Raw genomic sequence first — 25,952 nt, forward strand, 5'->3', positions numbered from 1 at the left:
GAGGGGCCCGTGATGTGCCTCGCGCTCCGTCAGCCTAGGACTTTCCGAACTTGATCAGCGACTCCAGGAAATTGCGCAGGTCGTGCGTCACTTCGAGGGAACTCTTTCCGCCCGAGAGCAGGCGGATACGGCGGTCGCCCTCCAGGGGGTCGAGGCGGCCCGAGCCCATGTCTTCCATGATCTTGTTCATCTTTTCCCAGTAGTTCTTGTGCTTCATGAAGGCCTCGTAGTTGGCCTTGTCCGTCTTGGGCGGGGTCTTGTCTTCCATGAGGGGCAGCAGGCGTTTCTGGCATTCCTTGGACGTGCTGCGCGAGACCTCCACGTGTTTCTCGACGCGGCTGAAGTTGGGGTCGCCGCGCAGATGGTCGCCCTTGAACTGGTTGACGTCGGAGGTCTGCCCGGCCCAGGCTTTGTTGGCCCGCAGGATGCCGTTTTTCTCGATGACAGCCAGATCATTGTAGGCTTCGGAGTGGCCTTTGGTGGTCACCGTCTCCCAGGAGCGTTTGGGGCTCTGACCCGTGACTTCCGCGTAGGCCTCGTCCCATTTTTTCTGGGCATCGGCCTGCCAAAGACTTTCGGGCACGGGGCGGCCGTTCTTCTTGGGCGCGATAGGCAGCCCGTTTTCGTCGAACTTGACCTGGCGCGCGATGTCGTAGTCCGTGTTGACGCTCTTGCCGCTGTCGGCGTTGCGGATGGGGGCGAGGCCCTCGCGGTCCCACTCGGCATCCATCTTGTCGTGAAAGCGCTTCTGCACGCGGTTGTGGACGCGGTCCATGCTGTTCACGAAACGCTTGACCATCTCCTTGTTCTTGGGGCTGCGCTGATGGGTCTTCATGATCATCTTGGCCTGCGGCGAGGCGTGGATCTTGGCCGAGCGGTCGTCGAGTTCGCGCAGGATCTTCTTGATCTCCGTGGGCGGGGCCTTGTCGCGGCGGGCCTGCTGGAGCTTGTCGAAGGTTTTCTTGTAGGATGTGACGCGCGTGCGGGCGTCGGCCATCTGCGCCTTGTAGGCCTGCCGGTCGGCCTCGGTCAGGGGCCGGTTGAATCCGTCATCGGGGATGCCGGAAGGTTTGATCTTGCCGAGGCCCGCCGTGTTCTGCGCGTCCGGGGCCTCGACCTTGCCCGACGTCTTGGGCGCATCCGGCGCGTCGGCGCGAGCGCCCCCACGGCCCTTCACGGCTCCATAGCCCCGGGATACTCCCCTGGCCACGAACCCCATGGCCTTGTCCATGGCGATGCCCTTTGCAACTTCCCAGCCCGCGCCCTTGAAGCCTTCCTCCCAGCCGCCGCCGCTCTCTACGGCGGCCTCGAAGCCCCGGTAGCCGTCCACGGCGATGCCGGTGAGCTGGTTGTAGGAACCGCCCACACGCAGGAAGGCTTCCTTGGGGCCACCCTCGACGTAGCCGACCGCGCCCTGGTAGACCCTGTTCACGGCCGGACCGCCCACGAAGGACAGGACCATGAGGGATTTGTCCGCAGTGCTCTTGACGGTTTCCGCCGTTTGCAGACAGGTGTCGGCCCACTCGGCGTCGGCGTCGGCCTTTTTCTTTTCCCCTTCCCAGTGCCCCGTGGCTACCCCGTACACTTCCTTGATGACCTCCGAGGCTTTGGCCGTGTCCGTGGCCGTCATGACCTCGGGGCTGAAGCCCTTGGCCACGATCGCGCGCACCTGGGCGGCCTTGTCGTAGGGCAGGGTGTCGGCCATGGCCAGAGCCTTCTTCATGGCCCGGTCGACCTTCTCCATCTTGCGCTGGTCGGCGGCGATGTTCTGGATGAACTGGCTGCGGGCGAAGTCGTCCCACTCGGAGCGGGTGTGCACGATGACGCCGGTCTTGAGGGTCTCGATGCGGTCCTGTTCGGACTGGAGGTTGGCCTTGGCGTTGAGGACGCGCATCTCCAGGTCGTGGCGGCGGTCAGGGTTCGTTTCCTTTGTGATGTCGGCGATGTCCCTGTCCATGTTGCGCTGGATGATGGCCACGTTGGCCGAGTGGAAATCGATGGCCTCCTGGTCGATGACGCGCCGATCTTCGGCGGGCTGGTCGTCGACGATGTGCAGGGGTGTGTCCTCGGGGCCAATTGCGACCTCGGGTTCCTGCGCTTCCTTGGCTTCCTCCTTTTTCTCTTCCTGGGGCTTCTGCTTTGCGGTGCCTGCCTCGGCGACCTGCTGCGGGGCGCCGCCGGCAATAAGCGCGTCGAACTGTTTCAGGCGGGCCTCTTCGGAGTCGGCCAGCTTTTCACTCATGGAAGCCCACTTCACGGCGGCGGCATGGAAGGATTCGCGCATGCGGTAATGGGCCAGGGCTTCCTGAATGGACGAGTCGTTCAGTTCGTGGCCGATGCCCGCACCGAGGATCTCCTTCAGCTGAGCCTCGGGGTCTTCGATGAGCTTGGCTGCTTCCAGACGTTCCGCTTGGATGCGGTCGTTCTTGATGCGAGCCTCCTCGAACAGGTCCTGGGAGATCTCGGAAAATTCCGGGAAAGGACCGCCCGTGTAGCGCTGGGCGTGGAGGATCCATGGTTCCCCGTCCTCGTCCGTGAATGTGTAATTGATTGTATCGCCCTCCAGGCCGGACAGCATATCGACGGTGTCCAGATCGATGCCCTCGACGTAGCCGTATTCCTTATCGTCGTAGGTGCCTGTGTCCAGAGCGATTCCGGAATACTTTTTGGGCTCTCCATGGGAATAAATCAGGAAGTGGTAGGGCTGATGCTTGATGGCACCGCCGTCCTTGCCCACGAAGTATTTGGGGTAGATGATGTAGCCGACCCATTCGCCTTCGGGGCCCGGCTGCTCCACCAGGGCCCGCAGAAAATCCTTGGCGCTCTTGTACTGCTTCTGGCCTTCGGCCATCAGAGCCTTGCCGTCGGGCGGATTGCCCAGGGCGACCAGTTCGGCCACGATCTCGTCCAAGCGCTTCTGGCAGGACAGGATCGTGTTGCGGTGTTGCCGGGCCAGGGTCATGGCGTTCATGGCCAGGGCCGGGTCGTCGGCCTCGGCCGCCCAGGCGATCTCCTCCACGGACTCTTCAAGCCGGGCTCCGGCCTCGGCCACGGCCCCTCGCAGGGACAGGAATTCGCCCAGCAGCGGGTTGAATTTGTTCAGGTAGTCCACTGCGTCCGGAGAAGGATACTGGCGCAGCACGCCCCAGGTCTTGCGGAAGGATTCCTCGTCGGCCTCGGACATGGGGCCGTAGACCATGCGCATGCCTTCCATGGCGGCGGCCACGGCTCCGTCCCACTGGGTCGGGGTCAGGGCGTTGATGTCCAGGAAGGGGGCGGGCTTCATGGGCGGCAGGGCGGCCGACTCGACGTTTGAGGCGGTGAAGGAGACGCCTGCTGTATTGGCAACGGCGTTGTCCCGGATCGGCGCGGATTCGTCCTCCTGTGCCGGGATTTCCGGGACCTCTTCGGCCAGGATCGCGGCCAGTTCCGCCTCCAGGGCCTCGTCATCGCCCGGTTCGCCTTGCGTGAAGCCTGAGGCAGTCTCCTGTGGAGCGCTGTCCGCGGTCGTCTCCATAGCTCCAGCCTCCCGCATGACCTCGACGACCCGGCCCAGGCTGTCCCGCTCAGCTGGGGAGAGCGCCGCGCCGTGCTCCTTGAGGATGGCGCCAAGCTGCTCGGGCGTGGCCCCGAGCACATCGATGCCCTTGCCGCGCAGTCCGGCCAGGGGCGCCATGTCGGCGGCGGGGATGCGGCCGTAGCCGACCAGGGCGCGCACGGTCAGGACGTTTTTCTCGGCCAGGCCGCGCAGGGCCGCATCCGCCCCGGCTGCCTGGGAGACGGCAGCCGCGGAATCGGTCCTTCCCGAAACTTTGGCGTTCGAACCGGCCGCTGCCGTAACGGGACTCTGTCCACTTTGCCCAAGGGCCGAAGCGGCGCTGAAGATGCAAAGGATGCAAAGAAAGAGCGTGGCGCGAATGCAGGCTCGTACTTGAACGCAATTTGACGTGATCATGCGGCGCTGACTCCAGATAAGTTGTTTTAATTATTTGAATATAAACTATATATAAGTTCAGGGAAAAATGCAATTGCGCTGGCGAGGGTAGTGTCCTGAACAGGCCTTTGGCTTGCCCGAAGCGGTATTTGCGGGTATCGGTTCAATTGTCTGGAAGCTGATGCTGGATTCTGGAAGATTACCGTTCATCGCGTTGATAGAGCTGATGGAACATCATCAAAACTTGGGAAAAATTGCAGATGCATTTCCTGGGTATGAAAGGAAAATCCATGATACGTCAAAAAATTGCAGTATGTGTCTTGTCATTATTCATTTCTGTTCTTTTTTCATGTAATGCTGCTGCGGATGAATTGGATCCTGAGGTGACGCAATTGTTGCAGCAATGTCTTTCTTCTCCTTCATATACGCCTCCAGAAGTCATCAATGCCCTGCAAGAGATTGTGAATCGTGACAAGCAAAGTATTCGGGAGCTGTTTGCACAAGAGGCCGTCCGCATTGGCGGTGGTGGTGATAATGGTCTTGAATTCAAGAAAAGAGTTTTCGAGGCCATGGATCGGCGTCAGTTCAAGCTGGCGGATGAACTGGCCGTGCAGGTGGCCGAAGAACTTGGGGAAGGTGTTGAAATGGTCGTCCGGACGGGATCGTCCGGTTCGCGGCACATGCAGCTGAGCGGCAATGAGATAAAGGATATCCGTTACGATCTGCTGGTTTCCGATGACGATATTTCCTTTGTGGGCGCGCGGGCGAAAGAAGCGGCCGAACGCTTCAACGTGCTGAAAAAGAGCAAGGGGCTTGGCAACGCCCGGTGCACGGCATTCTCTCTGTCGACCATCACCGACTCCACCAGTTACGATCTTTTGGTGGAGCAGATTCGCAACAGGGAGGCTTTCGTGGGGGCTGCCGGTTTCGGAAGGATCCGTCAGGAAATGGTGGAAAAGGGGGGCGCGGTCATATTGACCAGGAAGGGCGGAAAAGTCGTTCCCGTGGCCCAGACGGTTCAGGACTACGTCGCCAAGAATGCGGGCAGCTCTCTGGCCGAAATCATGGACGTGGCCACCATCGCGGAGGATCTCAAGAAATTCGGGCCACTGACCATGTATGCCAGCGCCGTGCGCCAGATGGAAAAGACCGGCGCGCAGCGGGAGAAGGTCAAATACCTGCTCCGCATCCATGCCGCCCTGGACGCAGCCGGATCTCTCGATGAGGCCGAGCTCATCGGTGGTGGGCGCAGCTCTTCGTATTTCAAGACGCTCGGGCAAGAGCTCAAAGACGTATATGACGACAAGACGGGTCAGGCGGCGGCCGCTTTTCTCAAGCGCAGAAATCCGGTGACCTTGCAGAGCGATGCCTTCGAAGCCGTGATGCTGAGCACGACCCGCAAACTGCAGAAGATGGTTGCCCAAGCGGAAAAAGAGGCGGGCAAGGGCGCGGTCAATATTGCCGGCCATCCTGAACTTCGGCGCATGATTCGCGAAATGGCCGCGGGATTCGCACTGTTCAACCAGACCGGCCACAAGAAGGTCATCGACGAAGTGGTGCCGACGATCCTCAGAAATCTGGGCTCTGACGCCGACATCAACCTGTTTTACAAGGTGCTCTATACGGCAACTTTTGACGCGGCCACGCTTTCCCCCAAGGGAGCGGAGGCTGCGGTGGGAAATGCCGTGGCGGTATGGTCAGAGGCCCGGACAGCCGAAGGGCTCGTCGAGGGGATGCGCAAGGCCGGTCCGGAGGGTCGCCAGCTGCGGCAGACCCTGACCGAAGTCGGGGCGAAACGCCTGCCCGGAAAAGGGGCCGAGGGCGCGACCCAGTTGCGGAAAATTCTTGCCGAGCAGCACGGCGACGATTTTCTATGGAAAATGCTCACCAGCAATACCGCCAAGAAATTCCTGGTCGAGGGCATCTCGCTGGCGCCTTTTGCCGCCTATACCATGTATCAGGAGTGGCAGCGCGGAGAAATGAAGGACCTGAGCACCGCCGCCTTCGTGCTCATTGATTTCGTGCCCGGAGGCATGTCCGTCAAGTCGCTGGGCACCGACGGCCTCACTCCGTCAACGGTGCTCATGTTCGCCAAGGAGGCTCTCTATTTCACTCCCGCCTGGCCCTTTGTCCTGGCCGGGGACGTTCTGTATCTGTCGTGGACAGTGGGGGGCGCCATTCAGCTGCAAAGCATCGGGGAAGGACTAGTCGATGTTCTGGTGTACACGAGTGAATTCGAGGACGTTGACGGCAAGCCGCATCTCAAGGGCGTTTCCCTTCCCGATGGCCAGTACTTCGACCGTGATCAAATCCACGATTTTCTGTTCAAGACCAAGGCGGTCAAGGTTCGACATGCAATCTCCGGGTTTGAGTATTACATAAACAACCTTTCGGAAAAATCCTTCAAGGTCCTGGATGAACAGTTTGTTCCCAATGACGCCACCGTTCAGCAGATGCGCCTGGCCATCCAGCAGCACCTGGACGCCATAAACTGGAGCGAGGCCTCCAAATATTTTTCCAGGGGCGACCTTGGAGGGGCATGGGTAGGATATCTCAATTATCTCGCAGGATTCGAGTTTGTAGTCAACGCGGATAAGGGCCAGCCGTGGGCCAGGCTGTACGAGCATCTCAAGCAACAGATGGCTGATCGGCGCACCATCGTGGCCCAGACCATCATGGTGCCGCAGCTCATCCTGATGGCCGAGGAAAAGAGGGCCACTCTCGACGCTTCCCGGGAATTGCCTGGGCAGCTCGCCGCTTTGCAGGAGAAGTTTGAACAGATGCGGGGATCTTCCCTGGAGGTCCGCCTGGCCGATGTCGTCGGCGCTCAGGCTGGCAGGGAAGGAGACAAGCTGAGTCAGGGAACCGCGGAAGATAAGCTGCTTGCTTCGGGAGAATACTGGCAGAATGCCTTGAACCTCTATCAGCGCATCTGGAATCTGAGCGTTCCAATTCAGCCGGGTATTGAAGAAAGAACCGGTTACTCAAGGGTCAAGCCGCTTGGTTTCGCATGGACCGGTGATCCTGTCGATGATCTGCGCAAGGCGGAGCAGTCCAAGGAAGGGTTCGCCCTGGATCTGGGTCTGATCAGGCGGGATTTGATCAGGATAGCCAAACATGCGCCTGATGTGAACGATCCCGTTGACGGGCAGGCGTTTGAGATTTTGTGTGGCGTGGTTTTTCCCTGGAGAACCGTGCTTGACGCTTCCGACAATCCCGGAACGACCAGAAGTTCCGCCTTTGAAAAGGAATACGCGCAGGCACTGGAAAAGGTCAGGGCTCTTTATGGCTTGAGTCTGGAATTGCAGGATCAGGTGGACAAGGGTGCGATCCTGAAAACGGATCGGAATTTCTTTGTGCTGGACACCCCGCTCAAGGCTGAACTGCTGCTGAACGACAAGCGTCTGGCCGAGTCCCTGGCCGATGGAAGCCTGAAACTCACCTGGTCGGCCGGGCCGCACAACACGGTCAGAAACGATGACGTCCTGCATGCCAGGATCACCACCCCGCAGCTTGAACCGGTTACGGTCACGGTCCTTTTTGAGCAGACGGGCGTCACCAAGGCCCAGGGGGCGCTGGCCCTGACCCTGCCCGTGCGCGCCGGAGACGGCTTCCTGTCTGTAAGCGTTCAGCCCGCCGAGGCTGCTCCGGGACAAAAGCTGACGGCTGTGGCCGCCGTTCCTGAACGTTTTTTCGGAGACGCCGGGTTTGGTTATCGCTGGCGTTGCGAAAACTGCGAACTGGACGCCAGGGACCTGTCCTCTGTCGGACTCAGCGCAGGGAAGCCCGGTAAAGGGGCTGCCGTGGTCGATCTGGTCGTGGCCGGACCGGATGGCGAGATGCTTGTGCTGGCTTCGGGACGGGCAGGGTTTGTCGTGCAGGATCAAGCGCTTCCGCCTAAAACCGAAAAGGAGCCCGAGGCAGCGGAGGGCGCGGACAAGGAACAGGACAAGCAGAAGAAAACCGTGGAAGCAGATCCGCAGCCGAAGGCCAAGGATGAGCAGGAAAAAGACGTGAAGCCGCCAGAAAAACAGGCTGTCGATGCGACTCCAGCCGGAGACGGTCAGGCTCCCGGACAGTCGTCCGCACGGCCTGCGGCGGAGGAAGCCTGGTTCAAGTCGAGCCTGTCAGGTGGCTGGAAGATCGAACATAACAGGGCACGTCTCTGGGCGGTCAGGATGACTCGCGAGATCGCGGGCAAATCCGATATGTGTCGGCCGCAGACCGTGCGCGGAACCATCAGCGCCAAGCTTGAAAGCAGTTTTGTGCCCAAGCCCGGAGAGATCGACGCCAAGTTGCGCTATCTCGTCGAAAACAACGGCTTCTATCCAGACGAAGAGGGCATTCAGTCTTTTTCCATCGGCAAGTACAAGGGCCGCATGATCACCACCACCTTCAAGTACAAGAACGGCTTTGGCAATCCCATGGCCGGGTACCGGGACGGAACGGCTCACTCTTTTGGCTATGCCATCGTCCTGCACGAGACCGAGCGGCGCATGATCAGCGTCAATTTCAGCGTCTCGGCCGGAAGCTGCTGGGACAATTCCGGCAAGGACAACGCCCTGGCCCAAGTCAAGGCGGCTCGGGGCGAGGCTTTGGGCATTATCCAGGGCCTCAGCCTGCACGAGACCGAGCAGGAGAGCCCGGTCACGGCAGGAGTTCCCGTCGTTCAAGTTGAGCAGGCCGACGAGGAAAAGGAAAAGGATAAGAAATATCAGCTCACCCTGACCCGCGTGTCTCCCGCGTCGGGGCCTGTGATCGTCGGCATTCCCGTGACCTTCAAGGCCACTTTGAGCGGCGACAAGCCCGAGGGCGAGGTGCGCTACCAGTTCGAGCCGCACCCGGACGTGGCCTTCACGCCCCATGAGGGACCCTCGGCCTCGACCACGGCCGTGTTCTCCGTGCCCGGAAAGGTCGGCGTGTGGGTCACTGCCGTGGACAAGACGGGCACCATCGCAACTTCCGATCAGCTGGAAATCGAGATTCAAAAGCCCGTCCTGGAGTTGTCCATGGAGCCAAAAGCTCCCTTCGTGGGGCAGGAGGTCAAGGCCAGGCTTACGGTCAAACCCGAGGTCAAGGACATTGATTTTCGCTGGATGCCCGTGCCCGGCAATGCCAAGCACATATCGACCTCCAAGGATAACAGAGAGCTCGTCTTTTACTTGAAGGATGAAAAGGCGGCCGAAATCCAGGTCAGTGCGCGCGTGCCCTTCAGCGGCGAGGATCTGGGCGAGGCCAAGGCCTCGGCTGCCGCCAGGAAGTATGCGGTCACGGTTTCCGCGCCCAAGGCGCAGGGACCGCCGCCTCGGGTTTGGAAGGAAGGGGTGGGCCTTGTGACCGTGGACAAGGCCATCGCCGTGGACCAGATAGTGGAATTCTCCGTGGCCTTGCAGCCTGCGGCACTCAGCGGGCCGGTCAAATACCAGTGGAAAGTCGAGAATGGTCCCTGCCGCGTCAGCAACCCAAGTTCAAGCGTGGCCCGCGTCACCGCCAACGCCGCCGGGACATGCGAGTTGTCCGTGACCGTGCGCGACCGCAACAATGTGGAGCTGGGAGTCGGGCAGGGCAGTTTCAGCGCCAGCGTGACCCAGGAAGCCGTCAGGCAGGGCGAGCAGAAGGCGCAAGCCGGCGGCGAAGCGCAAAAACTGGTGCAGAACGCTCCGGCCAAGGCGCGCAAGGGCGATTACGACGGCGCCATAGGGGACGCCGAGGAAGCAGCCCGGCTTGATCCCAAAAACACGGCGGCCAAGGCACTGGCGGACAAGCTGCGAAGTGAGAAGGAAAGGATTCATGCGCAGCTGGAGAAGACCAGGAAGTTCATGGAGGAGAGGCGGTACAACGAGGCGCAGAGGGAGCTTACTGTCGCCCAGAATCTGAACAGTTACTATCCACCCATTCATGAGATGGAGGAGGCCCTCAGGAAACATTGGAGCGCCTGGAATCAGGAAGCCAACCAGAAGAATTACGAGATCCGGGACGCAATCGAAAAGAAGGAATTCGGCAAGGCTCTGGAAATGGCGGCTGCCTGGCGGGCCTCGACGGTCATTGCTCCTCACTCGGAAAAGGAGCTCAGGCAGAACGAGGATTGGGCGCGCAAGTGGCAGACCCAAAAAAAGGTACAGGTCACGCTGCTGCGGGAAGCCGGGGAAATGGTCAAAGAGTACGACTATGCCGGTGCATTGAAGCGTTTCGAGCAGGGATTTTTGAACTGGAACAATGTCTTCAGTGGCAGCGAGCCGGAATACAGGGAGGCCAGGGAACTACAGGCCCGGGCAACCAAGGCCGACAAGCGCCTGCGCGAGATCGTCCCCCTGCTGGAAACGGTGATCAGGACCAAGACGCGCTCGCCTGCCGATATCGAACGGGGCACCCGAATGGCCGATGAGGCCGTGGCCCTGCAACCGAATAACCGGCAGTTTACGCAGTGGCGCGACATGCTGCGCGATGGTGCAGGGACGGCTCCGGGCCAGGGCGGCGGGGGCGGGACTGCGTCAGGCGAGCAGGCCGCAAGGGAATTGTGGCAGGAAGCCGAAAAATTGCAGCTTGAGAACGACTATGCCGGGGCGCTGCAGAAATACAGGGAAGGCCTTAAGCTTCATGCGGATCCGGCCATCGAGAATCGGGTCAGGACGCTTGAAAAATACGTGGCGGTGACCAAGGGCGCAAAGCCTGCGACTTCCGGTAAATCCGTCCAGACTGAACCAGCTTCGACCAAGCCTGTGGACACTCTGCCGGCCAAACAACATGCTGACGCGACGAAGTCGGGCAGTCTGGTGGGCGAGTGGGAGATTCTGAGCCCCGGCCACAAGGGGAAGCTGCTGATTCTGGAACAGGGCGGAGCGGGCTTTTCCGGCCGTGCCTATCCCGATCAGCCTGATCACGACACCGTGATTGAGGGCCGCATCGATGGAACCAGGATCTCCTTCGTCAGGACTGGCTGGAAGCGGTTCGCCAACCTGCGTCAGGACTTCACAGGTACTCTTGGGGTCGATGATGCGGGGAAGGATGTGATGAAGGGCTCGTTCTCCCAGAACGGCAAGGGTTCAACCAAATGGTCGGCGACACGGGTCGGGCCCGTCCAGGCTGTGCCGTCCGTTCCGGAGAAGGGGCCCGCCGCCGAGGCACCGTCAGCCGCGCCACCTGCGGCAGCCAGGGACGCGGATGTCGCCCCGGCCGCAAGCTCCATCAATATGCTTGGTGAGTGGAACCATGTCGGGAACGGGCACAGGACAAAATTGATCGTCGGCAAGCAGGACGGCAATGCATTTTCCGGAGTCATGCATGGAAACCCGCTGATAAACGGGTTGGTTGACGGAAACAAAGTCACCTTCACCCGCGATATTCCCCAGCGTCAGGATTATACGGGAACGCTCACGGTCGGGCCCGACGGCGCCATGAGCATGAGCGGAACGTTTACGCAGAAAGGTTCAAAAGGATTGTATAAATGGTCTTCCAGCAAACCGGCTCCGCAGGAAGAGTCACAGACGGCTGGTCAGCAAACGTCCCCGCCCCTTTCATCCGCTTCACCAGACAACGAAGCCGATGCGAAAACATCTGGCGGGGCGGGCTGGAAAGCCGTGACCATAGGCAATGTGAGCTTCGCGGTTCCGGCATCATGGGGACACAAGACCATGAAAGAGCCGAGCGTGGAGGAACTTAATCTTTACTGGGACGGCAGTTTTGATGCGCCTCTGCATGGGGTATCCGGAGGAGTCTCGACCGATTACGCCCGTGCCAAATCCGATCTATCCGGATCTCGAACCTTGCGCCTGGGTGGGGTGGAAGTCCTGCGGGTCGACGATGGCCCTGCCATGAACCTGCTTTTTCCGCCCATGTCCGGCAACCGGGGCGTGGCTCTGGTGGTCTTTCGTGGACCGGGCGGCAATCAGGCCACCATCGATGCGCTGCTGAAAACCTTTCGCGTCAATGGTCAGGCCGTGCCGGGCGACGGCAAGGCCCTGACCACCGGGCAGAAATATCGAGAGGGGATGCGCTGGGTGAGCGCGTCGAATCCGGGCCATTATCTGGAACGCAGGACCACGGCCAAGGGCGTGCGCTGGATCGAGCACGATGGCGGCAAGGTGCTGTTCGAATTCGAGGAGAAGGGCGGGTCGAGCACGCATGGCTCCGTCACGATCTTTGATCCGTCACGAAACATCTCGGCGTGCTGTATCCGGACAGGTTTGAATTCAGCCGGGACGGCAGGAAGCTGGGTTCGCACCAGGGCGGCTGGAAGTAGCCTTTAGCGCTCGTAGAGCGTCTGCCCCTCGCGGTCTATGTGGTCGCGCAGTCCGGGGCGGTCGATGGTGTCCAGAAGGGACAGGTCGATCATCCAGGGCAGGAGCAGGTCGTCAAGGTCGCTCATGATGCCCAAAAGGTGGTTGTGGGTCAGTTTTTCGCCGACCAGGGTCAGTTCGATGTCCGACCCGGGCTTGAACGTGCCCGTGGCGCGGGAACCGTAAAGAATGGCCTTTTCCACTTCCGGGTACAGGGCCAGGGCGGCCTGGATTTCCTGGATGGCCTCTTCGGGCAGTCCGAAACGCATCAGATGTCTTCCTCGTTCATGCCGGCCTCAAGCCTGGCCGACAGAGCATTAAAAGCGTGAGAGTGTTGGCACGTTAACCGCGATACGGTTTGCCACGTCCGGATGACAGGCATGTGAACTCAGATTGCGGTCCTTGCTCATGTCCATCCATATCTGACAATTTTCATATTTTAGATGGGGTTGCCCGATCAGGCAAGCGTTCAGCCATGGCGGGCATCGCGTCAAATCTCCCATAATGCCTTTGACGGTTTCCGGCCCGGACGATATCCCATGGCCTGGCCGCGGACGGAAGCCCGGCACATTCTTGAAAAAAAGGGGGGATGGGCATGAAGGACGTCATCATCTGGGGTACAGGGCAGGGCGGGCGTATGATCGCGAGCCTGCTGAACGCCGACATCACCGTCAGGGCCTATTGCGACAGCGATGAAAAAAAATGGGGCGGCATGGTGGACAAAATCCCCGTCGTCCCGCCCGAGGCTGTTCCGGAGCTGGCACCCGACGCCGTCTTCATCTCCATGCTCAACAAGGACGCCTGCGCCGAGGTGCGGGCGCGTCTGGAGGGCATGAATATCGCCGCGAGGGTCGTAACGGCGCCGGAACTGCGCCAGACCTTCGACCTGCGTCTGGCCGCGCTGAAGATGATCGCCATGGAGGTGCGGGAGCGGGGCGTGCCCGGGGCCGTGGCCGAGCTTGGCGTGTATCGGGGGGACTTCGCCGTGGAACTGAACCGCCTCTTTCCCGAACGCAGCCTCTACCTCTTCGACACCTTCAGCGGGTTCGATCCGCGAGACGTGGCGGTAGAGGGGGACGGGAAATTTTCACGGGCGGCAGTGGGGGACTTCGCGGACACCAGCGTCGAAGCGGTGCGCGAGCGGCTGCCATTCCCTGACAGGGCCGTGTTTAGGGTCGGCTATTTTCCGGAAACGGCCAGGGGGCTGGATGAGGAATTCGCCGTGGTCAGCCTGGACGCGGATCTCTACAAGCCCATTCTCGACGGCCTGCATTATTTCTACCCGCGGATGTCGCATGGCGGATACATCATCATCCACGACTACAACAACGCCAGATTCAGCGGCGTCAGGCAGGCCGTGCGGGAGTTCTGCGAGGAGCAGGGAGTGTTCGTCGTCCCCCTGTCCGACCTGCACGGCACGGGGATCATCGTCAGGCCGTAAGCCCGGTCCGTCTTCCTTCCCGGGCGGGCCGTCCCGAGCGGACGGCCCCTCTGGCGGGTCAGCCGCGCCTGAGCCGCGCCCTGCCTACTTGCACTGGTCCAGGACCATGCGTCCGGATTGTCCGCATTTGGGGCAGCGGATGCCGGACTCCGACCCTTCGCATTCCACGCAATACTTCGCAAAGCAGCTGATGCACCGATACAGCACGGGGTGCGGTATTTCCTTGCCGCAACTCGGGCAGACGTCTTTTTTTTGTTCCATGGCGGATTCTCCTTGAGTTTGGGGATCGATTCCGCCGCAAGCATCCGAATAACTGGCATCCGTCGCCGGCGGAAAGTCTTCTTCCGCTCTTTGCGGGAATTATGTCAAGAAGGGCATGTGGTGCGCGGCGGGGGATAGTCGTCCGGCATCGAGTCGGGCTGAGGGCATGTAACGCTCTGTTATCTTATCGAAATGTCACGGCGCAAAGGTACATTATAAACCCTGCAATTTCTTGGGCATGAGCAGCGGGCGTCACTCCAGATGCTTGGCCTGCCTCTTTCCGGGGCCGGATGTATTTATGGCTTCCAGCGACCTGGGATGAAAAGTCATGTTGTCCGAAATCACCAGGGGCAGGGGGCGGCCCTTGACTTTCAGAAGGTCGGCGGCAATGGCGTTGGCCGCCTCGTTTTTAGATAGCCCAAGCTCCTCGGTCAGGTAGGCGAAAAGCAGTTCCGCCAGGCGTTTCAGGGCAATCTGCCAGGTGGACAGCGTCGCGCCGTACAGCCATTTCGAAAACCGCAGAAATCCCGCGTAGACATCCTGATCCGGCCACAGCAGGCGCACACTGCCATTGAAGTTTCCGCTGTTGTAGAGCAGATCCCAGAACCGGGCCATGCGTTTCAAATCCTGCATGGGGTTGAAATCAATCAGGTTGTTGGCCAGTATTTCGTATGGGGGATATGGCAGATAGGTCATTCCATGTACGGCATCGTGCCTGTTCAGGGTGGTGCCGGACAGTTTTTTCAGGACGCCCAGCTGGATTTCCGCCCTGGTCAGGCCCGCCAGGCGGTTCAGGTTGCGGCCAAAGCTGTCCGCGCTTTCCCCGGGTAGCCCTATGATCAGGTCCACATGCAGGTGGGCATTGGTCTTTTCTTCCAGAAAGCGCAGGTTGGCCGTGATCCTGTCCATGTCCAGTCGCCGGTGGATGGACGCGGCCACATCCGCATTCAGGGTCTGGATGCCGACTTCCAGTTGCAGGGTGCCCGGAGGAAACTTGGCAAGCTGTTCCCGCAATTCATCGGGAAAATGTTCGGGCACGACTTCAAAATGGACCAGAAACGGTGGTTCCCGGCGCAGGAAAAAATCCAGGATCGGCCCGACCCGCTGCATGCTCAGGTTGAAAGTCCGGTCGATGAACTTGAAATTGCGTGCCCCCCGCTCCCAGAGCGTGGCCAGTTCGCGCAGAAACCGCTCCGGGTCGAAATAGCGGACCTTTTTGTCGATGGAGGACAGGCAGAATTCACAGGAAAAGGGGCATCCTCTGGAGGCTTCCACATAAATGACCCGGTGGGCGATGTCCTCGTCGGTGTACAGGTCGTACGGCATGACAAGGCGGTCCGGATCGGGCGGGCTGGCCGTGATGATCCGGGGCATCCCGGTGTCGCCTGACAGATACGAGGAGCAGAGCTGATGGAATTGCTCTTCTCCTTCGCCGCGGATCACGTGGTCGGCCAGGGAAAAATCAAGCCGGTGCGGAAAATGGCTGACTTCCGGCCCGCCCAGAACAAGCAGCGTCTCGGGCGCGAGGGTTTTGAGAATGAGTACCAGCTGTTCACATTCTCTCCCGTTCCAGATGTAGACGCCAAGGCCGATGATTCTGGGACGGTGCGCCAGGATTTTTTCAGCAATGTCGATCAGTTGTTCCGAAATGACGAATTCCTGGATAACGGCCCGTGGCCGCAGGTCATGCAGATTGGCATGCAGGTAGCGCAGGCCGATGGCGGGGTGGATATACCGCGCATTGAGCGTGGTGAGAACAATGTCATGCATAGGCGGATGTTGGTGTTGCCCCTGTTGAACCGGCCGACGTTTGCGGGATGCTGTCGGCGATTTTCGTAAGGTGGCGCTGGCCTGGCCTGCCGCATTCTGGCGATGGAGGCCTCGTTCTCGCTGACGTTTTTCAATATCTCCAGTCAAGTCGATGGAGTCAAGGCAATGGTCTGTTCGTCGTGCCGCTTTTCCGTAACGCTTGACCCACGCTGAATATTTTTGCAGGCACTTCGTTGCATCGCTGAAGACACGGCGCCGCCCTTGGGCCCGGACCATGGGCCGACCCCGGATACAATCGCAACACCTCATGAAAAATTACTATATCAACGATAAACGGAAACTGGCGCGCCGACGTCGGCTCATCCCGATCCTCCTGGCCGGTCTGGTTATTGTTTGCGCGCTGTACCTGGCATGGTCGCACCGGCAGGATATCCTCGCCGTGTTCGGCAGCCCCTCCGAGGACTCCGTCGCCACGGACAACGCCACCACAGACAACACGACCATGGGCAACGCCACCATGGCCAACGCCACGGCGGTCGCGGCCGAAGTGCCGGAACCGCCCAGGCGGGAGCCCGTGCAGGAATGTCGGATCCAGGACGGCGACACCCTGAGCTCCATCTTCGATAAGCACCTTATCTCCCAGACGACCCTGTTCCAGATCATGGACGCCGACGAGCAGATTCTGGCCCTGGACATCCTGCGCCCCGGGAACACGCTGACGTTCACCTTCAATCCCGACTGGAGCCTGGAACGGATGGTGCTCTCCGTGAATCCGGCCCGGCAGGTCGTCTATCGGAGGGTTGACGCGGAAAATTTCGAGTTCGAGGAAGTCATCCACCCCGGCACCTGGGTGCAGCAGACCCTGGCTGGCGGCATAGAGGGCAGCTTTTTTGTCTCCGCCCAGAGCGCGGGCCTGGACGATCAGGAAGTGGCGAGCATCGCGGATCTGCTCAAGGGACGCATCAACTTCCGTCGCGATCTGCAGGCCGGGGACACGTTTCAGGTCGTGCGCAGGCAGCAGTTCGTCGGCGACGAGTTCACGGGCGAGAGCCAGATCCTGGGCATCCGCATCATCTGCCGGAAACGGTCCTATGACGCCTATCTGTTCTCGGACGGCAAGTACTACGACCGCGACGGCAACAGCCTCATGCGCGCCTTTGTCCGCTATCCGTTCAAGGGCAGCCAGCGGCTGTCGTCGGCCTTCAATCCCAGGCGGCGCCATCCGGTCACCGGCAGGGTCTCCCCGCACAACGGAGCCGATTTCCGCATGTCCGTGGGCACGCCCGTATTCGCCCCGGGCGATGGCGTGGTCACACGCACCCTCCAGCACCGTTTCGCCGGTAAATACATCGAAATCCGGCACAGCGACCGCTACTCGACCCGCTACCTGCATTTGAGCAAATTCCTGGTCCGCAAGGGGCAAAGGGTCAAACGCGGCGACAAGATCGCCCTGTCCGGCAACACCGGCCGGTCCACAGGCCCCCATCTGCATTACGAGTTCCATGTCGCGGGGCGTCCTGTCGACCCGGTCACGGCGCCCATCCCGATCATGTCCTCCATTTCCAAGAAGGATCGCGCCGCCTTCAAGACCAAGGTTGCGGAGCTGACGGCCGATATGGACCTGACCAAAGCCGCCGACGGCCCGCGCCTCACGCAGGCCGTGACCACGAACTGACCCGCCGGCAGGGCGCGTCTCTTTCGATCGCCAGGCGTTCCTGTTTTTCTATCGATGGCCCGTGCCGCAGGCGCAAGCGCTTCCGGGCATTTTCAGGGCTGAAAGGTGTACTCGTAATACTGGTGCACGGCACCGTGGGCGATGGCCGCTCCGCAGCCATGGCCCACGAAACGAACGGTCACGACCTGCTTGTCTCCCTTCTTGGGGTTGTTCCCAAACGAGATTTTGTAGGTTGTCTGCGTAACCTTGGGGTTTTTGTCGACCCAGACAGATTTCCATTGGAACCCGGAGGAGAAAAGGCTCGCCTTGGGGGGCGGGTAGTTGTGCTCCCTGTGGCGGCCGTCGTAAATTTCGAGTCCGCATGACCAGACCGGCCCCGTAGAGCCTTCCGCCTTGTCGACTTTCAGCTGGATTTCCACCTCTTCTCCCGGCGCGGCCGAGACCGGCAGCGGCGACCAGCTGGCCGCGTAGTCGAATATCCAGGTGGCGCTTCGATCCTTCACGGCGATGTGGATCGAGGCGGATGTCTCCGCGCCCTGAGCCTTGACGGTATTGAAACGGGAGCTTTCGAGGATGTCCTGCCAGGTTCTTGTCAGCATCCAGCGTCCGCCGCCTTCGGCTACCACCGGAGCGGGCTCGAGGGCGTCCTCTTTTTCCGCAATTTCGATCGTTATGGCGTCCTTGGCCAGCACCGCCCCGCTCGTGCTTTCCAGCCGGACTTCGGGGTGGAAGCGGTCCCCGGTCTTCAGATTTGCGTAGGTATGGCTGGTTTTTGATGTGACGCCCGGTCGCAGGTCTTCGGAGAAGGTTGCCCCGTCGCCGAAATTCCACACGAAGCGATAGGCGTCATCGGGGCGGGCGGCCGCCTCGAACTCGTGCGTGACCTGGGTGGCGCCCTCGGCCATCTCGTATGTCACGATGCGCGGCGGCTGGATGGTGACCGTTGTCTCCTTTTCCTTATAGGTCCAGGGTTCGCTTTTGAAGCGCCTTGTTCCCGCTTCGATCTCCACATGGGCCGTCTGGCCGTCCTCGATGCCATAGAATTCCTCTTCCTCGGTCAGGGCGTGTTCGCCCAGGGGCGCGTAAAGGCGCAATTTCCTCTTCTCAAGGGTGCCGTCGGCCTTTTCGATGGCTTCGAGTTTGCCCTTGCGGAAATGCAGCGCGCGCCTGCTGACCGGCTTCCCGTCGCGGGCGATGACCAGTGTCGCCGGACCCGTGTATTCGATCGCAAGCCCGTACGCCTTCCAGGCCACATCCTGTTCCTGGTGATGCGTCATGTCCGTATCGACCTCGATCACGTACCTCGAATACTCGGCCTCGCCGGGTACTTCCCCTTTTTCGACGCCTTTTTCGGCAAAGGCCGAGACAAGCTCCATGGTCGGAAAAAACATGTCCATCAGATCCGCGTTGGCATGGATGGCGATGGGCAGCAGCACCTTGGCCTGACTGGGCGCGTAGGCGTTCGGGATGTGATAGCGCCCCGTGGCGCCCGAGAAGGAGGCCGCGGACTCCAGTGGGTCGATCCAGATGGACTGGTCCGGGTCGAACCAGTGAAAACTGAGGCGCTCCTGCGCCATGGGTACCCGCGTCCAGTCGAAGGCTCCCCCTTGCCCGTCGTAGCGTTTGACCCTGCGCTTGATCAGATAGCCCTGAACAAGGGTCGCGCTTTCACGCAGATCGGAAAATTGCGGAGACGGATAGGCGTGCGCCAGGAGTGGGTCGTAATTGTTCGGAATGATTTTGGAAGCCTTGTCGTGGATCGTGTCCTCGGAATAGAAATGCCTGTTGGTGAAGCCCGCCACTTCGCGGACCAGACGCTCGGGATCCTGGAGGGTTCCGCCAGCGCTGGCCAGGATGGGCTGCAGTCGCGGATCAAGGAAAGGGTCTGCGGCGGCGGCACGGACATGTTCGCTGAAGATGCGCGTCTCGATGGGTTCGTCGAGGGGGTGGGAGTCGTTGCGGACGTGCGCTGGCTGCGTCATGTCGCCCATCATGTGCATGGCCTCGCCCAGCGCCCGGTACGCCAGGGCGAGATAGACGCTGCGTTGGTCGGCATGATCAACCGGAGCCAGATTCAGGTTGAGCTTGAAATGGTTCGGGGCGAGCGTGGGCGGCAGGGGAACGCTGTCGTCGACCTCCATGGCGAGCTTGTAATAGGTCAGCCCCTGCCGGAAGCTGAACGGATTGTCCGGGTGGTCCAGCCCCCAGGTCTTTGCGTCGATGCCGGGAGCTTCATACAGGACTCCATGGGCCCAGAACTGATCCGTCAGGTATGGCTTCACAAGGCCAAGGGGGTCGTAGAAATGCCGTACCGAGGCATACAGGTGCGGTTCGTCGGCCCAGTCTCCGCCCACGATGATCCACTGCGGCATCGTGAAGGAACCCTCGGCGATCGTGTAATGCCCGATGTCAAGGCCGGAGCTGGTCACGGCGATGCCCCTGCAGGGTTGCTGGCGCAATTCGTCCGGCAATGGTCCCAGAAGATACTTCTTCTTGCCTTCCATCTGCCTGTAAAAAACATTGACCGCTTCGTAGTTGATCTGCCGATGCGTTCCCTGGTTCCAGGCCAGGCCGTCATGCGTTGCGGCAAGAAAAAGAAGCAGAAGCGCAGTGCAGAAAAATTTGGTCCTCATGAGCAAGCCCCTTCAGAAATCGGCCAGAAACCAGGTGTCGCCATCTTTCATCCACCTTGCATAGAAGGTGAATCCGTCCAGTTCCAATGCATACTCGGCGGTTCTGAGCGTTGCGTCCTTTTCCGGCTCGGCGGGAGGGCTCAGGAACGTGATTTCCGCCGATTCGAACAGGGCGCCAAACGACGGCATGGCGTCGGGATTGGCCGCGAACAGCGCCGCGTAGACGTCGCGCCGGTCCTTGGCGATGTGGGCCGTAGCCCCCGTGATGTCCTTGCGGTCCATGGCCTGCCGGAAATCGTTCTGCCGCTGTCCGATGGCCTGCTTCTCGGCCTGCAGGTCCGGAGTGTTTCGCCAGTCGTAATCGTCCGTACCGAGCAGATCAGAGTCTTGTACGGGCGCCGCGCCAAGCACCGGGACAGGCACCGGGACAGGCGCCGGGACAGGCGGGGCCGTCTGCGGTTCGCCGCCCGCGTGTTCCGGTCCATCGGGCAGAGTCGCGGCAGTGGCGTTCGCCTGACGGGCCGCGAATTCCTGCATGTATTTGGCCAGCGCTTCCAGGGCGTCGACATGTTTGGCCAGGGACCCGGCATTTGCGCTTTTTGCCTCTTGGGCCAGAGACTGAATTTTCTGCACGTCTGCTCCGAGAATGTCGATTCCGCCTTGATGCAGCTCCAGGGCAAGCCGCATGAACGGGGCAGGCAGCATGTTCCAGCCACGCAGGGCCCGGACGGTGAGTTTGCCCTCCTGTTCCAGTTCCCGCATCTCCTGTCCGGCGGAATCCGGCGCGCAGGTGGCCGGGTTGGACAGGGGCCAAATCAGGAAGCAAAGGGTGCCTGTCAACACCGCCGCCAATCTCAACGTATGCAAAACCGCCATGTTCGCGTCTCCCTCTCCCCAGAGTTCAGTTTCCACACGTCCATACCCGAATCGGGGCACAAAAAATAGTTTTCGTTTGTGCCGCGCATGGCGCGCGTCCTGCTTCGACTTTATTGGGTTACCGGAGTCCGCGCTGCCGGGAGTGCAGTCGGCGTCGCCTGTCGACGTCGATCCTGATGGGGGCAGACTTTTTTGGACACGGCACGTCAACCATGCTAGCGGAGGACTTGAAGGCTTCTTTTTTTGTTTTGTTTGAAAATATATTCCGGAATAGCCATGTAATTATATCAGTTAATTATGCTTAAATGAAATCAGATTCAGAAAATTTCCAGCATTTGTAAGTGGATTTCAAATTTTCGAATCAATTTCACAGCGCAGGTAAAAAAGAAAATGGTTAAATCCTGCTCCAGTGCTTTAGCTTCACTCGCCGCAACAGGCATGAAAAGACCTCTGCTTGGGATCGCCTCCGGCATTGTGTTCGTCGGCCTGATTCTCGCGGTGCTCGTCTATTTTGATCTTCACGAGCAGCTGGTCGCATTGCTGGAGTGGATAGACGCGCAGGGTGTGATGGCCGGAGTCTACTTCATCCTGCTGATGGCGGCGGTAGTGGTCCTCCTTTTGCCGGGCTTTTTCGTCACCACGGGTGCCGGCTTCGTGTTCGGCGTCATCGAGGGGACCGCGCTGGTCGTGGCGGGCACGGCCATCGGCGCGTCGCTGGCCTTTCTGATCGCCCGCCACCTGCTTGGCGAGCGCGCCTCGCGGTTCATCGTCAGCCACGGCAGGTTGCAGGTCGTCAGCGACGAAATGGCGCGTCACGACTTGAAAGTCGTGATGCTCACCCGGCTGATCCCGTTCTTTCCGGGCAAGATTTCCAATTATCTCTTCGGACTGACACGGTTCACGTTCAAGGGCTTCGTGCTCGGTTCGCTGATCGGGTTCATTCCGTTTTCGTTGCACAACGTCTACCTGGGCTCGATCACCGCCGATCTGGCAAGCCTTTTGCGGGGCGAGATGGAGCGCTCGCCGTTGCAGTGGGCGATATATGGCCTGGGGTTCGTCATGACGATCGTTGCGTTGCTCTATTTCAACAAACTGGCGCGGCGGGCCCTGGCGGAGTATTCGCGGGAAAGCGAAGGCGCGCAGGGCGGCAAGCCCGGGCCTGAAGCAGGGGAAAGGGCAGGACCCGCCAAGGACAGCTCATGAAATTTTCGAAATGGACCTTTTTGCAATACATCATACGGCGTGCGGCGCGTCGCCAGGGTTTCCTCGATCCGATCGAACTGCTCGCGCGGCTCCGCAGTTTCGCGCAGCCCTCCGAAGTGGGCGAACCGGTTGAACTGTTGCGTGCGGGTGTCGTGTTTCACGCGCGCGGCCTGATCAACAGTCGCGTGATCCAGTACAACATGGACTGGGTGTGGCCCTACTGGGTCGAACGCCAGTTCAACCCCAATGACGAATCATTCATTCCACGCGCCTTTTCGGTCTCGCATATCAATCTCACCCATCGCAACTGGACCGCGCTCGGTTATCCCGACTGCGAGGAATTTCCGCTGGTCGATCCGCGCGGCCTCCTGACGCCCTGCCTGGACGGCTGGTCCCTAGATGGCTGGGTGTGCACGGAAGGTGGGCGCAACCTGTTTCCGTCGCGTTGCCTAAGCGGCGATCAGCGGCAGGACATGTCCAGGGGCCTTGCGATCACGACACGGATCCAGGAGGGCGGCCTTATCCTTAGCAGCACGGCGAGCGTCGAGCTCGAAGGCGGAATGCCGGTGTGCGTGCTGACCCTGACGGCCCGGGCCGACGGTCCCGCCTGGCTGGCGCTCGCGTTGCGCCCGGCCAATGCGGAAGGGATCAGCTTCATCAACGACGTGGCACTTTCCCCTGATCGCAGGACCTGGACCGTGAACGAGGAACAGAGTGTCGTGTTCAGCGTGCCGGTGGAACGTCACCTGGTATCCGATTATGGTCATGGCGATGTCGCGCTCCATTTGAAGCAGGCGCAAGCCCGTGCCGAAATCGAAGAACACGGCGCAGGCAGCTGCGACCACGGCATGGTGACGGCGGCGGCGCTGTTCGCGATACCCGAAGACGGCGAGAGGGTCCTGACCGCCCGTATTCCGCTGCCGCACAAGACGCCCGTACTTGCGCAAAATGCCTGGGCGGACCTTCGCGAATCCGCGTGCATGTTGCAGTGTCCCGAGCGCAGATACCAGGAACTCTATGACGCGGCGATCACCTCGTTGATTCTGCATTCGCCGGACGATGTGTATCCGGGCCCATCGACCTACAGGCGTTTCTGGTTTCGTGATGCCGCCTACATCATCCATGCCCTGCTGTGCGTGGGCCTGGAAGCGCGGGCCGAACGCGCGCTGAGGCGCTTTCCGGAACGGCAGACTCCGCTTGGCTATTTCCGGTCGCAGGACGGCGAGTGGGATTCCAACGGTGAGGTGCTGTGGATCCTGCACCGCTACCAGGAACTCACCGGCAGGAAACTGACCGCCGACTGGCGCAACGTGATAGCACGCGGTGCGCGCTGGATCATGCGCAAGCGGCTTTCCGGCAAGCTCGCCGCGCCGCATGCGGGTTTGCTGCCCGCGGGATTCAGCGCCGAGCACCTCGGTCCCAACGATTACTACTACTGGGATGACTTCTGGGGCATCGCCGGACTGCATTGCGCCGCGGACCTGGTCCTCGGCCATGATGCCGACATGGCCGCCGAGTTTACGCGCGCCGCCGTCGATTTCACCGCGTCGGTGGACCGCAGCCTGGCTTCCTGCGCGCAGCGGCTGGGAGGTCCGGGCATGCCGGCTTCGCCCTACCGGCGGCTGGATTCCGGCGCCATCGGGTCGATCGTATCCGGCTACCCCCTGCAACTGCATGCCGCGGACGATCCCCGGCTGCTCGACTGCGCGGAGTTTCTGCTGAAAGCCTGTTTCATCGACGGCGCTTTTTTTCAGGACATGATCCATTCCGGTCTCAACGCGTATCTGACCCTGCATGTGGCGCAGGTGTTGCTACGTGCCAATGACCCCCGGCATCTGGAACTGATGGACGCGGTGGCAGGGCTGGCGACGCCGACGGGCCAGTGGCCTGAAGCGATTCATCCGCAAACCCGGGGAGGGTGCATGGGTGATGGCCATCATGTGTGGGCGGCGGCCGAATGGGTCCTGATGGTGCGCAACTCTTTTGTGCGCGAAGAGGGCGATCGTCTGATTCTGTGCGCGGGTATTCCCGTGCGCTGGCTGAAAGAGGGCAGACCCGTGCTGTTCGGACCGGCTCCCACAAGCTTCGGTCCGGTGTCGATTGCCCTGAATCCAGTCTCGGACACCAGCGTCGAAATCGTCCTGCGGACGGCATGGCGCGGTCAGCAACCACCCATCGACGTTCGTCTCCCGGGCCATGAGCCTGTCACGCTGGAACAAAGCACCACAACCGTGATCGTCACAAGAGAGGAACTCCCTGCATGAACATCGCGCTCATCACGAATACCTTCACGCCGCACGTGGGGGGCGTGGCGCGCTCGGTGGAAGCGTTCGCGAAGGCATACCGGGAAATGGGTCACCGCGTGCTGGTCGTGGCGCCGGAATTCGAGAATGCGCCGGAGTATGAAACCGATGTCTTCCGCATTCCCGCCATCCAGCATTTCAACGGCAGCGACTTTTCGGTGGTGCTGCCAGTATCGCGGGGACTGTACGACAGGATGGAGGACTTCGCCCCCGACGTCATCCACTCCCAGCATCCTTTCCTGCTCGGCATGACCGCCCTGCGGATAGCGCGAAAGTTCGACCTGCCGCTGGTGTTCACACACCACACGCTTTACGAGCAGTACACGCACTATGTGCCGGGTGATTCGCCGGCGATGAAGCGTTTCGTCATCGAGCTGTCCACCCGCTATGCGAATCTCGCCGATCAGGTTTTTGCGCCAAGCGAGAGCATTCGCGACATGCTGATCCGGCGCGGAGTCACCTCGCCGGTGCTGGTGGTGCCCACGGGGGTCAGCGTGGAGCGTTTTGCAAGGGGCAAGGGTCGGGATTTCAGGATGAAAAAGCATATCCCCGAGGATGCGTTCGTGGTCGGGCACATGGGCCGCCTGGCGCCTGAAAAGAATTTGGAGTTTCTCGCAAGATCGGTTGCGGACTTCATGGAGGAGCATGGCGCGGCGGTGTTTCTGCTGGTCGGCGCCGGACCTTCGCTGGAGGCGATCGGGCATATCTTTGCCGAGGCCGGCATGACCGAGCGCCTCCATGCCTGCGGCGTGCTGGAGAAGGACGATCTCGCCGATGCGCTCAATGCGATGGACGTGTTCGCGTTCGCGTCGAAAAGCGAAACCCAGGGCATGGTCCTGACCGAAGCGATGGCAGCAGGCCTTCCGGTGGTGGCCCTCGATGCGCCGGGTGTCAGGGAAGTCGTCGTGGACGGGGACAACGGTAGGATGATCAGGGAGGAAACCAGGGAGGCCTTCGCCGCTGCGCTACAGTGGGTTCATGCGCGCTCGCGGGACCAGAAAGAGGCCCTGGCCGCCTCCGCCCGCGCCACGGCCGATGTCTTTTCGATGGCGGCTTCCGCGCGCAAGGCCCTCGCGGCGTATGAAAACCTGCGATCCGGTCCCTCCACCCGGTGGCATGATGACGAACTCGGCTGGGATCAGATCAGGGTCCGCATCAAGGCCGAATGGGATATCCTGAAGACATTTGCGCAGGCCGGCGACGAAGCGCTGAACGAAAGCCTCTTCTCCTCCGACCGGAAAATGAAGCGGTGAAGCTGCCGTTTGATCCCGGCTCCGCTATGCAGGGAGGTGCGCCGTCACCTGAGCCGCTCCATGAACGAAAACGCAGCTGAGTGCCCATGCCGAGTGACCGGGCTGTGGCTTCAAGGTTAAAAGTAACAATGTTTTTCGGAATTTCTTACATCGCTAGGCATCCATGTAACTCTTTGAATCAGTGTTTGAATTTGCCCCGACTACATTCGCTGCAGGCTCCTCGCGTCGACAATTGTTACAGTCGTTTCCATGATGAAATTTCAATATATTAAAGATCTGAAACTGTCTGAAATCTCTCATCGATGGGGCTCGGCTCGGCTCGGATCA

The 25,952-nt window shown here is 60.6% G+C and carries 12 protein-coding genes; 6 read left to right on the plus strand and 6 right to left on the minus strand.

What is annotated here, in order from left to right:
• Positions 1 to 34 precede the first annotated feature (34 nt).
• Complete coding sequence (locus tag BMZ24_RS19670) at positions 35 to 3,955, minus strand: hypothetical protein (protein ID WP_092191181.1); 3,921 nt, start codon at positions 3,953 to 3,955, stop codon at positions 35 to 37.
• Positions 3,956 to 4,395: 440 nt separating this feature from the next.
• Here BMZ24_RS19670 and BMZ24_RS08370 point away from each other — a divergent pair, with 440 nt between their 5' ends.
• Positions 4,396 to 12,180, plus strand: a complete 7,785-nt coding sequence (locus BMZ24_RS08370) for a tetratricopeptide repeat protein (protein ID WP_143077858.1) — start codon at positions 4,396 to 4,398, stop codon at positions 12,178 to 12,180.
• Here the strand turns inward: BMZ24_RS08370 and BMZ24_RS08375 are convergent.
• A complete protein-coding gene (locus BMZ24_RS08375) occupies positions 12,177 to 12,479 on the minus strand; it encodes a nucleotidyltransferase domain-containing protein (protein ID WP_092191185.1) in 303 nt (100 codons plus the stop codon). The two genes, BMZ24_RS08370 and BMZ24_RS08375, sit on opposite strands and share 4 nt — an antisense overlap.
• Positions 12,480 to 12,805: 326 nt before the next feature.
• On the opposite strand from BMZ24_RS08375, the gene BMZ24_RS08380 reads away from it, so the two are divergent.
• Complete coding sequence (locus BMZ24_RS08380) at positions 12,806 to 13,651, plus strand: TylF/MycF/NovP-related O-methyltransferase (RefSeq protein ID WP_092191453.1); 846 nt, start codon at positions 12,806 to 12,808, stop codon at positions 13,649 to 13,651.
• 84 nt (positions 13,652 to 13,735) lie between these two features.
• Here the strand turns inward: BMZ24_RS08380 and BMZ24_RS19675 are convergent, their stop codons facing one another.
• Positions 13,736 to 13,912: a hypothetical protein gene (locus BMZ24_RS19675; RefSeq protein ID WP_153304607.1), complete on the minus strand. Its 177-nt coding sequence runs from the start codon at positions 13,910 to 13,912 to the stop codon at positions 13,736 to 13,738.
• 252 nt (positions 13,913 to 14,164) lie between these two features.
• Positions 14,165 to 15,682: a B12-binding domain-containing radical SAM protein gene (locus tag BMZ24_RS08385; protein ID WP_092191187.1), complete on the minus strand. Its 1,518-nt coding sequence runs from the start codon at positions 15,680 to 15,682 to the stop codon at positions 14,165 to 14,167.
• 307 nt (positions 15,683 to 15,989) lie between these two features.
• On the opposite strand from BMZ24_RS08385, the gene BMZ24_RS08390 reads away from it, so the two are divergent.
• Positions 15,990 to 17,357, plus strand: a complete 1,368-nt coding sequence (locus tag BMZ24_RS08390; RefSeq protein ID WP_161949089.1) for a peptidoglycan DD-metalloendopeptidase family protein — start codon at positions 15,990 to 15,992, stop codon at positions 17,355 to 17,357.
• A 92-nt stretch (positions 17,358 to 17,449) separates the two neighbouring features.
• Here the strand turns inward: BMZ24_RS08390 and BMZ24_RS08395 are convergent, their stop codons facing one another.
• Both BMZ24_RS08395 and BMZ24_RS08400 read right to left on the minus strand, forming a co-directional pair.
• Positions 17,450 to 19,990, minus strand: coding sequence for a hypothetical protein (locus tag BMZ24_RS08395; RefSeq protein WP_092191191.1), 2,541 nt, complete (start codon positions 19,988 to 19,990; stop codon positions 17,450 to 17,452).
• Between the two features lie 12 nt (positions 19,991 to 20,002).
• Positions 20,003 to 20,866 (minus strand): hypothetical protein, encoded by an 864-nt coding sequence (locus BMZ24_RS08400; RefSeq protein ID WP_092191193.1) that lies wholly within the window; start codon positions 20,864 to 20,866, stop codon positions 20,003 to 20,005.
• A 438-nt stretch (positions 20,867 to 21,304) separates the two neighbouring features.
• On the opposite strand from BMZ24_RS08400, the gene BMZ24_RS08405 reads away from it, so the two are divergent.
• The 3 genes from BMZ24_RS08405 to BMZ24_RS08415 are packed head-to-tail and all read left to right on the plus strand — an operon-like array spanning position 21,305 to position 25,625.
• Positions 21,305 to 22,069: a TVP38/TMEM64 family protein gene (locus BMZ24_RS08405; RefSeq protein WP_167364140.1), complete on the plus strand. Its 765-nt coding sequence runs from the start codon at positions 21,305 to 21,307 to the stop codon at positions 22,067 to 22,069.
• On the plus strand, positions 22,066 to 24,333 hold the full coding sequence (locus tag BMZ24_RS08410; RefSeq protein WP_092191197.1) for a hypothetical protein: 2,268 nt from the start codon (positions 22,066 to 22,068) through the stop codon (positions 24,331 to 24,333). Before BMZ24_RS08405 ends, BMZ24_RS08410 begins: the two co-directional genes overlap by 4 nt.
• Positions 24,330 to 25,625, plus strand: coding sequence for a glycosyltransferase (locus tag BMZ24_RS08415; RefSeq protein WP_092191199.1), 1,296 nt, complete (start codon positions 24,330 to 24,332; stop codon positions 25,623 to 25,625). The genes BMZ24_RS08410 and BMZ24_RS08415 overlap by 4 nt, the downstream gene beginning before the upstream one ends.
• Positions 25,626 to 25,952: the final 327 nt, after the last annotated feature.

Origin of the sequence: Desulfomicrobium norvegicum, from assembly GCF_900114595.1 — a bacterium.
In the GTDB taxonomy this organism is placed as follows: Bacteria; Desulfobacterota; Desulfovibrionia; order Desulfovibrionales; family Desulfomicrobiaceae; genus Desulfomicrobium; species Desulfomicrobium macestii.

Bases quoted from the DNA above. Each gene is read 5' to 3' on its own strand.
- BMZ24_RS19670 (WP_092191181.1), bottom strand. From the start codon at position 3,955: ATGATCACGTCAAATTGCGTTCAAGTACGAGCCTGCATTCGCGCCACG.
- BMZ24_RS08375 (WP_092191185.1), bottom strand. From the start codon at position 12,479: ATGCGTTTCGGACTGCCCGAAGAGGCCATCCAGGAAATCCAGGCCGCC.
- BMZ24_RS08380 (WP_092191453.1), top strand. From the start codon at position 12,806: ATGAAGGACGTCATCATCTGGGGTACAGGGCAGGGCGGGCGTATGATC.
- BMZ24_RS19675 (WP_153304607.1), bottom strand. From the start codon at position 13,912: ATGGAACAAAAAAAAGACGTCTGCCCGAGTTGCGGCAAGGAAATACCG.
- BMZ24_RS08385 (WP_092191187.1), bottom strand. From the start codon at position 15,682: ATGCATGACATTGTTCTCACCACGCTCAATGCGCGGTATATCCACCCC.
- BMZ24_RS08390 (WP_161949089.1), top strand. From the start codon at position 15,990: ATGAAAAATTACTATATCAACGATAAACGGAAACTGGCGCGCCGACGT.
- BMZ24_RS08395 (WP_092191191.1), bottom strand. From the start codon at position 19,990: ATGAGGACCAAATTTTTCTGCACTGCGCTTCTGCTTCTTTTTCTTGCC.
- BMZ24_RS08400 (WP_092191193.1), bottom strand. From the start codon at position 20,866: ATGGCGGTTTTGCATACGTTGAGATTGGCGGCGGTGTTGACAGGCACC.
- BMZ24_RS08405 (WP_167364140.1), top strand. From the start codon at position 21,305: ATGAAAAGACCTCTGCTTGGGATCGCCTCCGGCATTGTGTTCGTCGGC.
- BMZ24_RS08410 (WP_092191197.1), top strand. From the start codon at position 22,066: ATGAAATTTTCGAAATGGACCTTTTTGCAATACATCATACGGCGTGCG.
- BMZ24_RS08415 (WP_092191199.1), top strand. From the start codon at position 24,330: ATGAACATCGCGCTCATCACGAATACCTTCACGCCGCACGTGGGGGGC.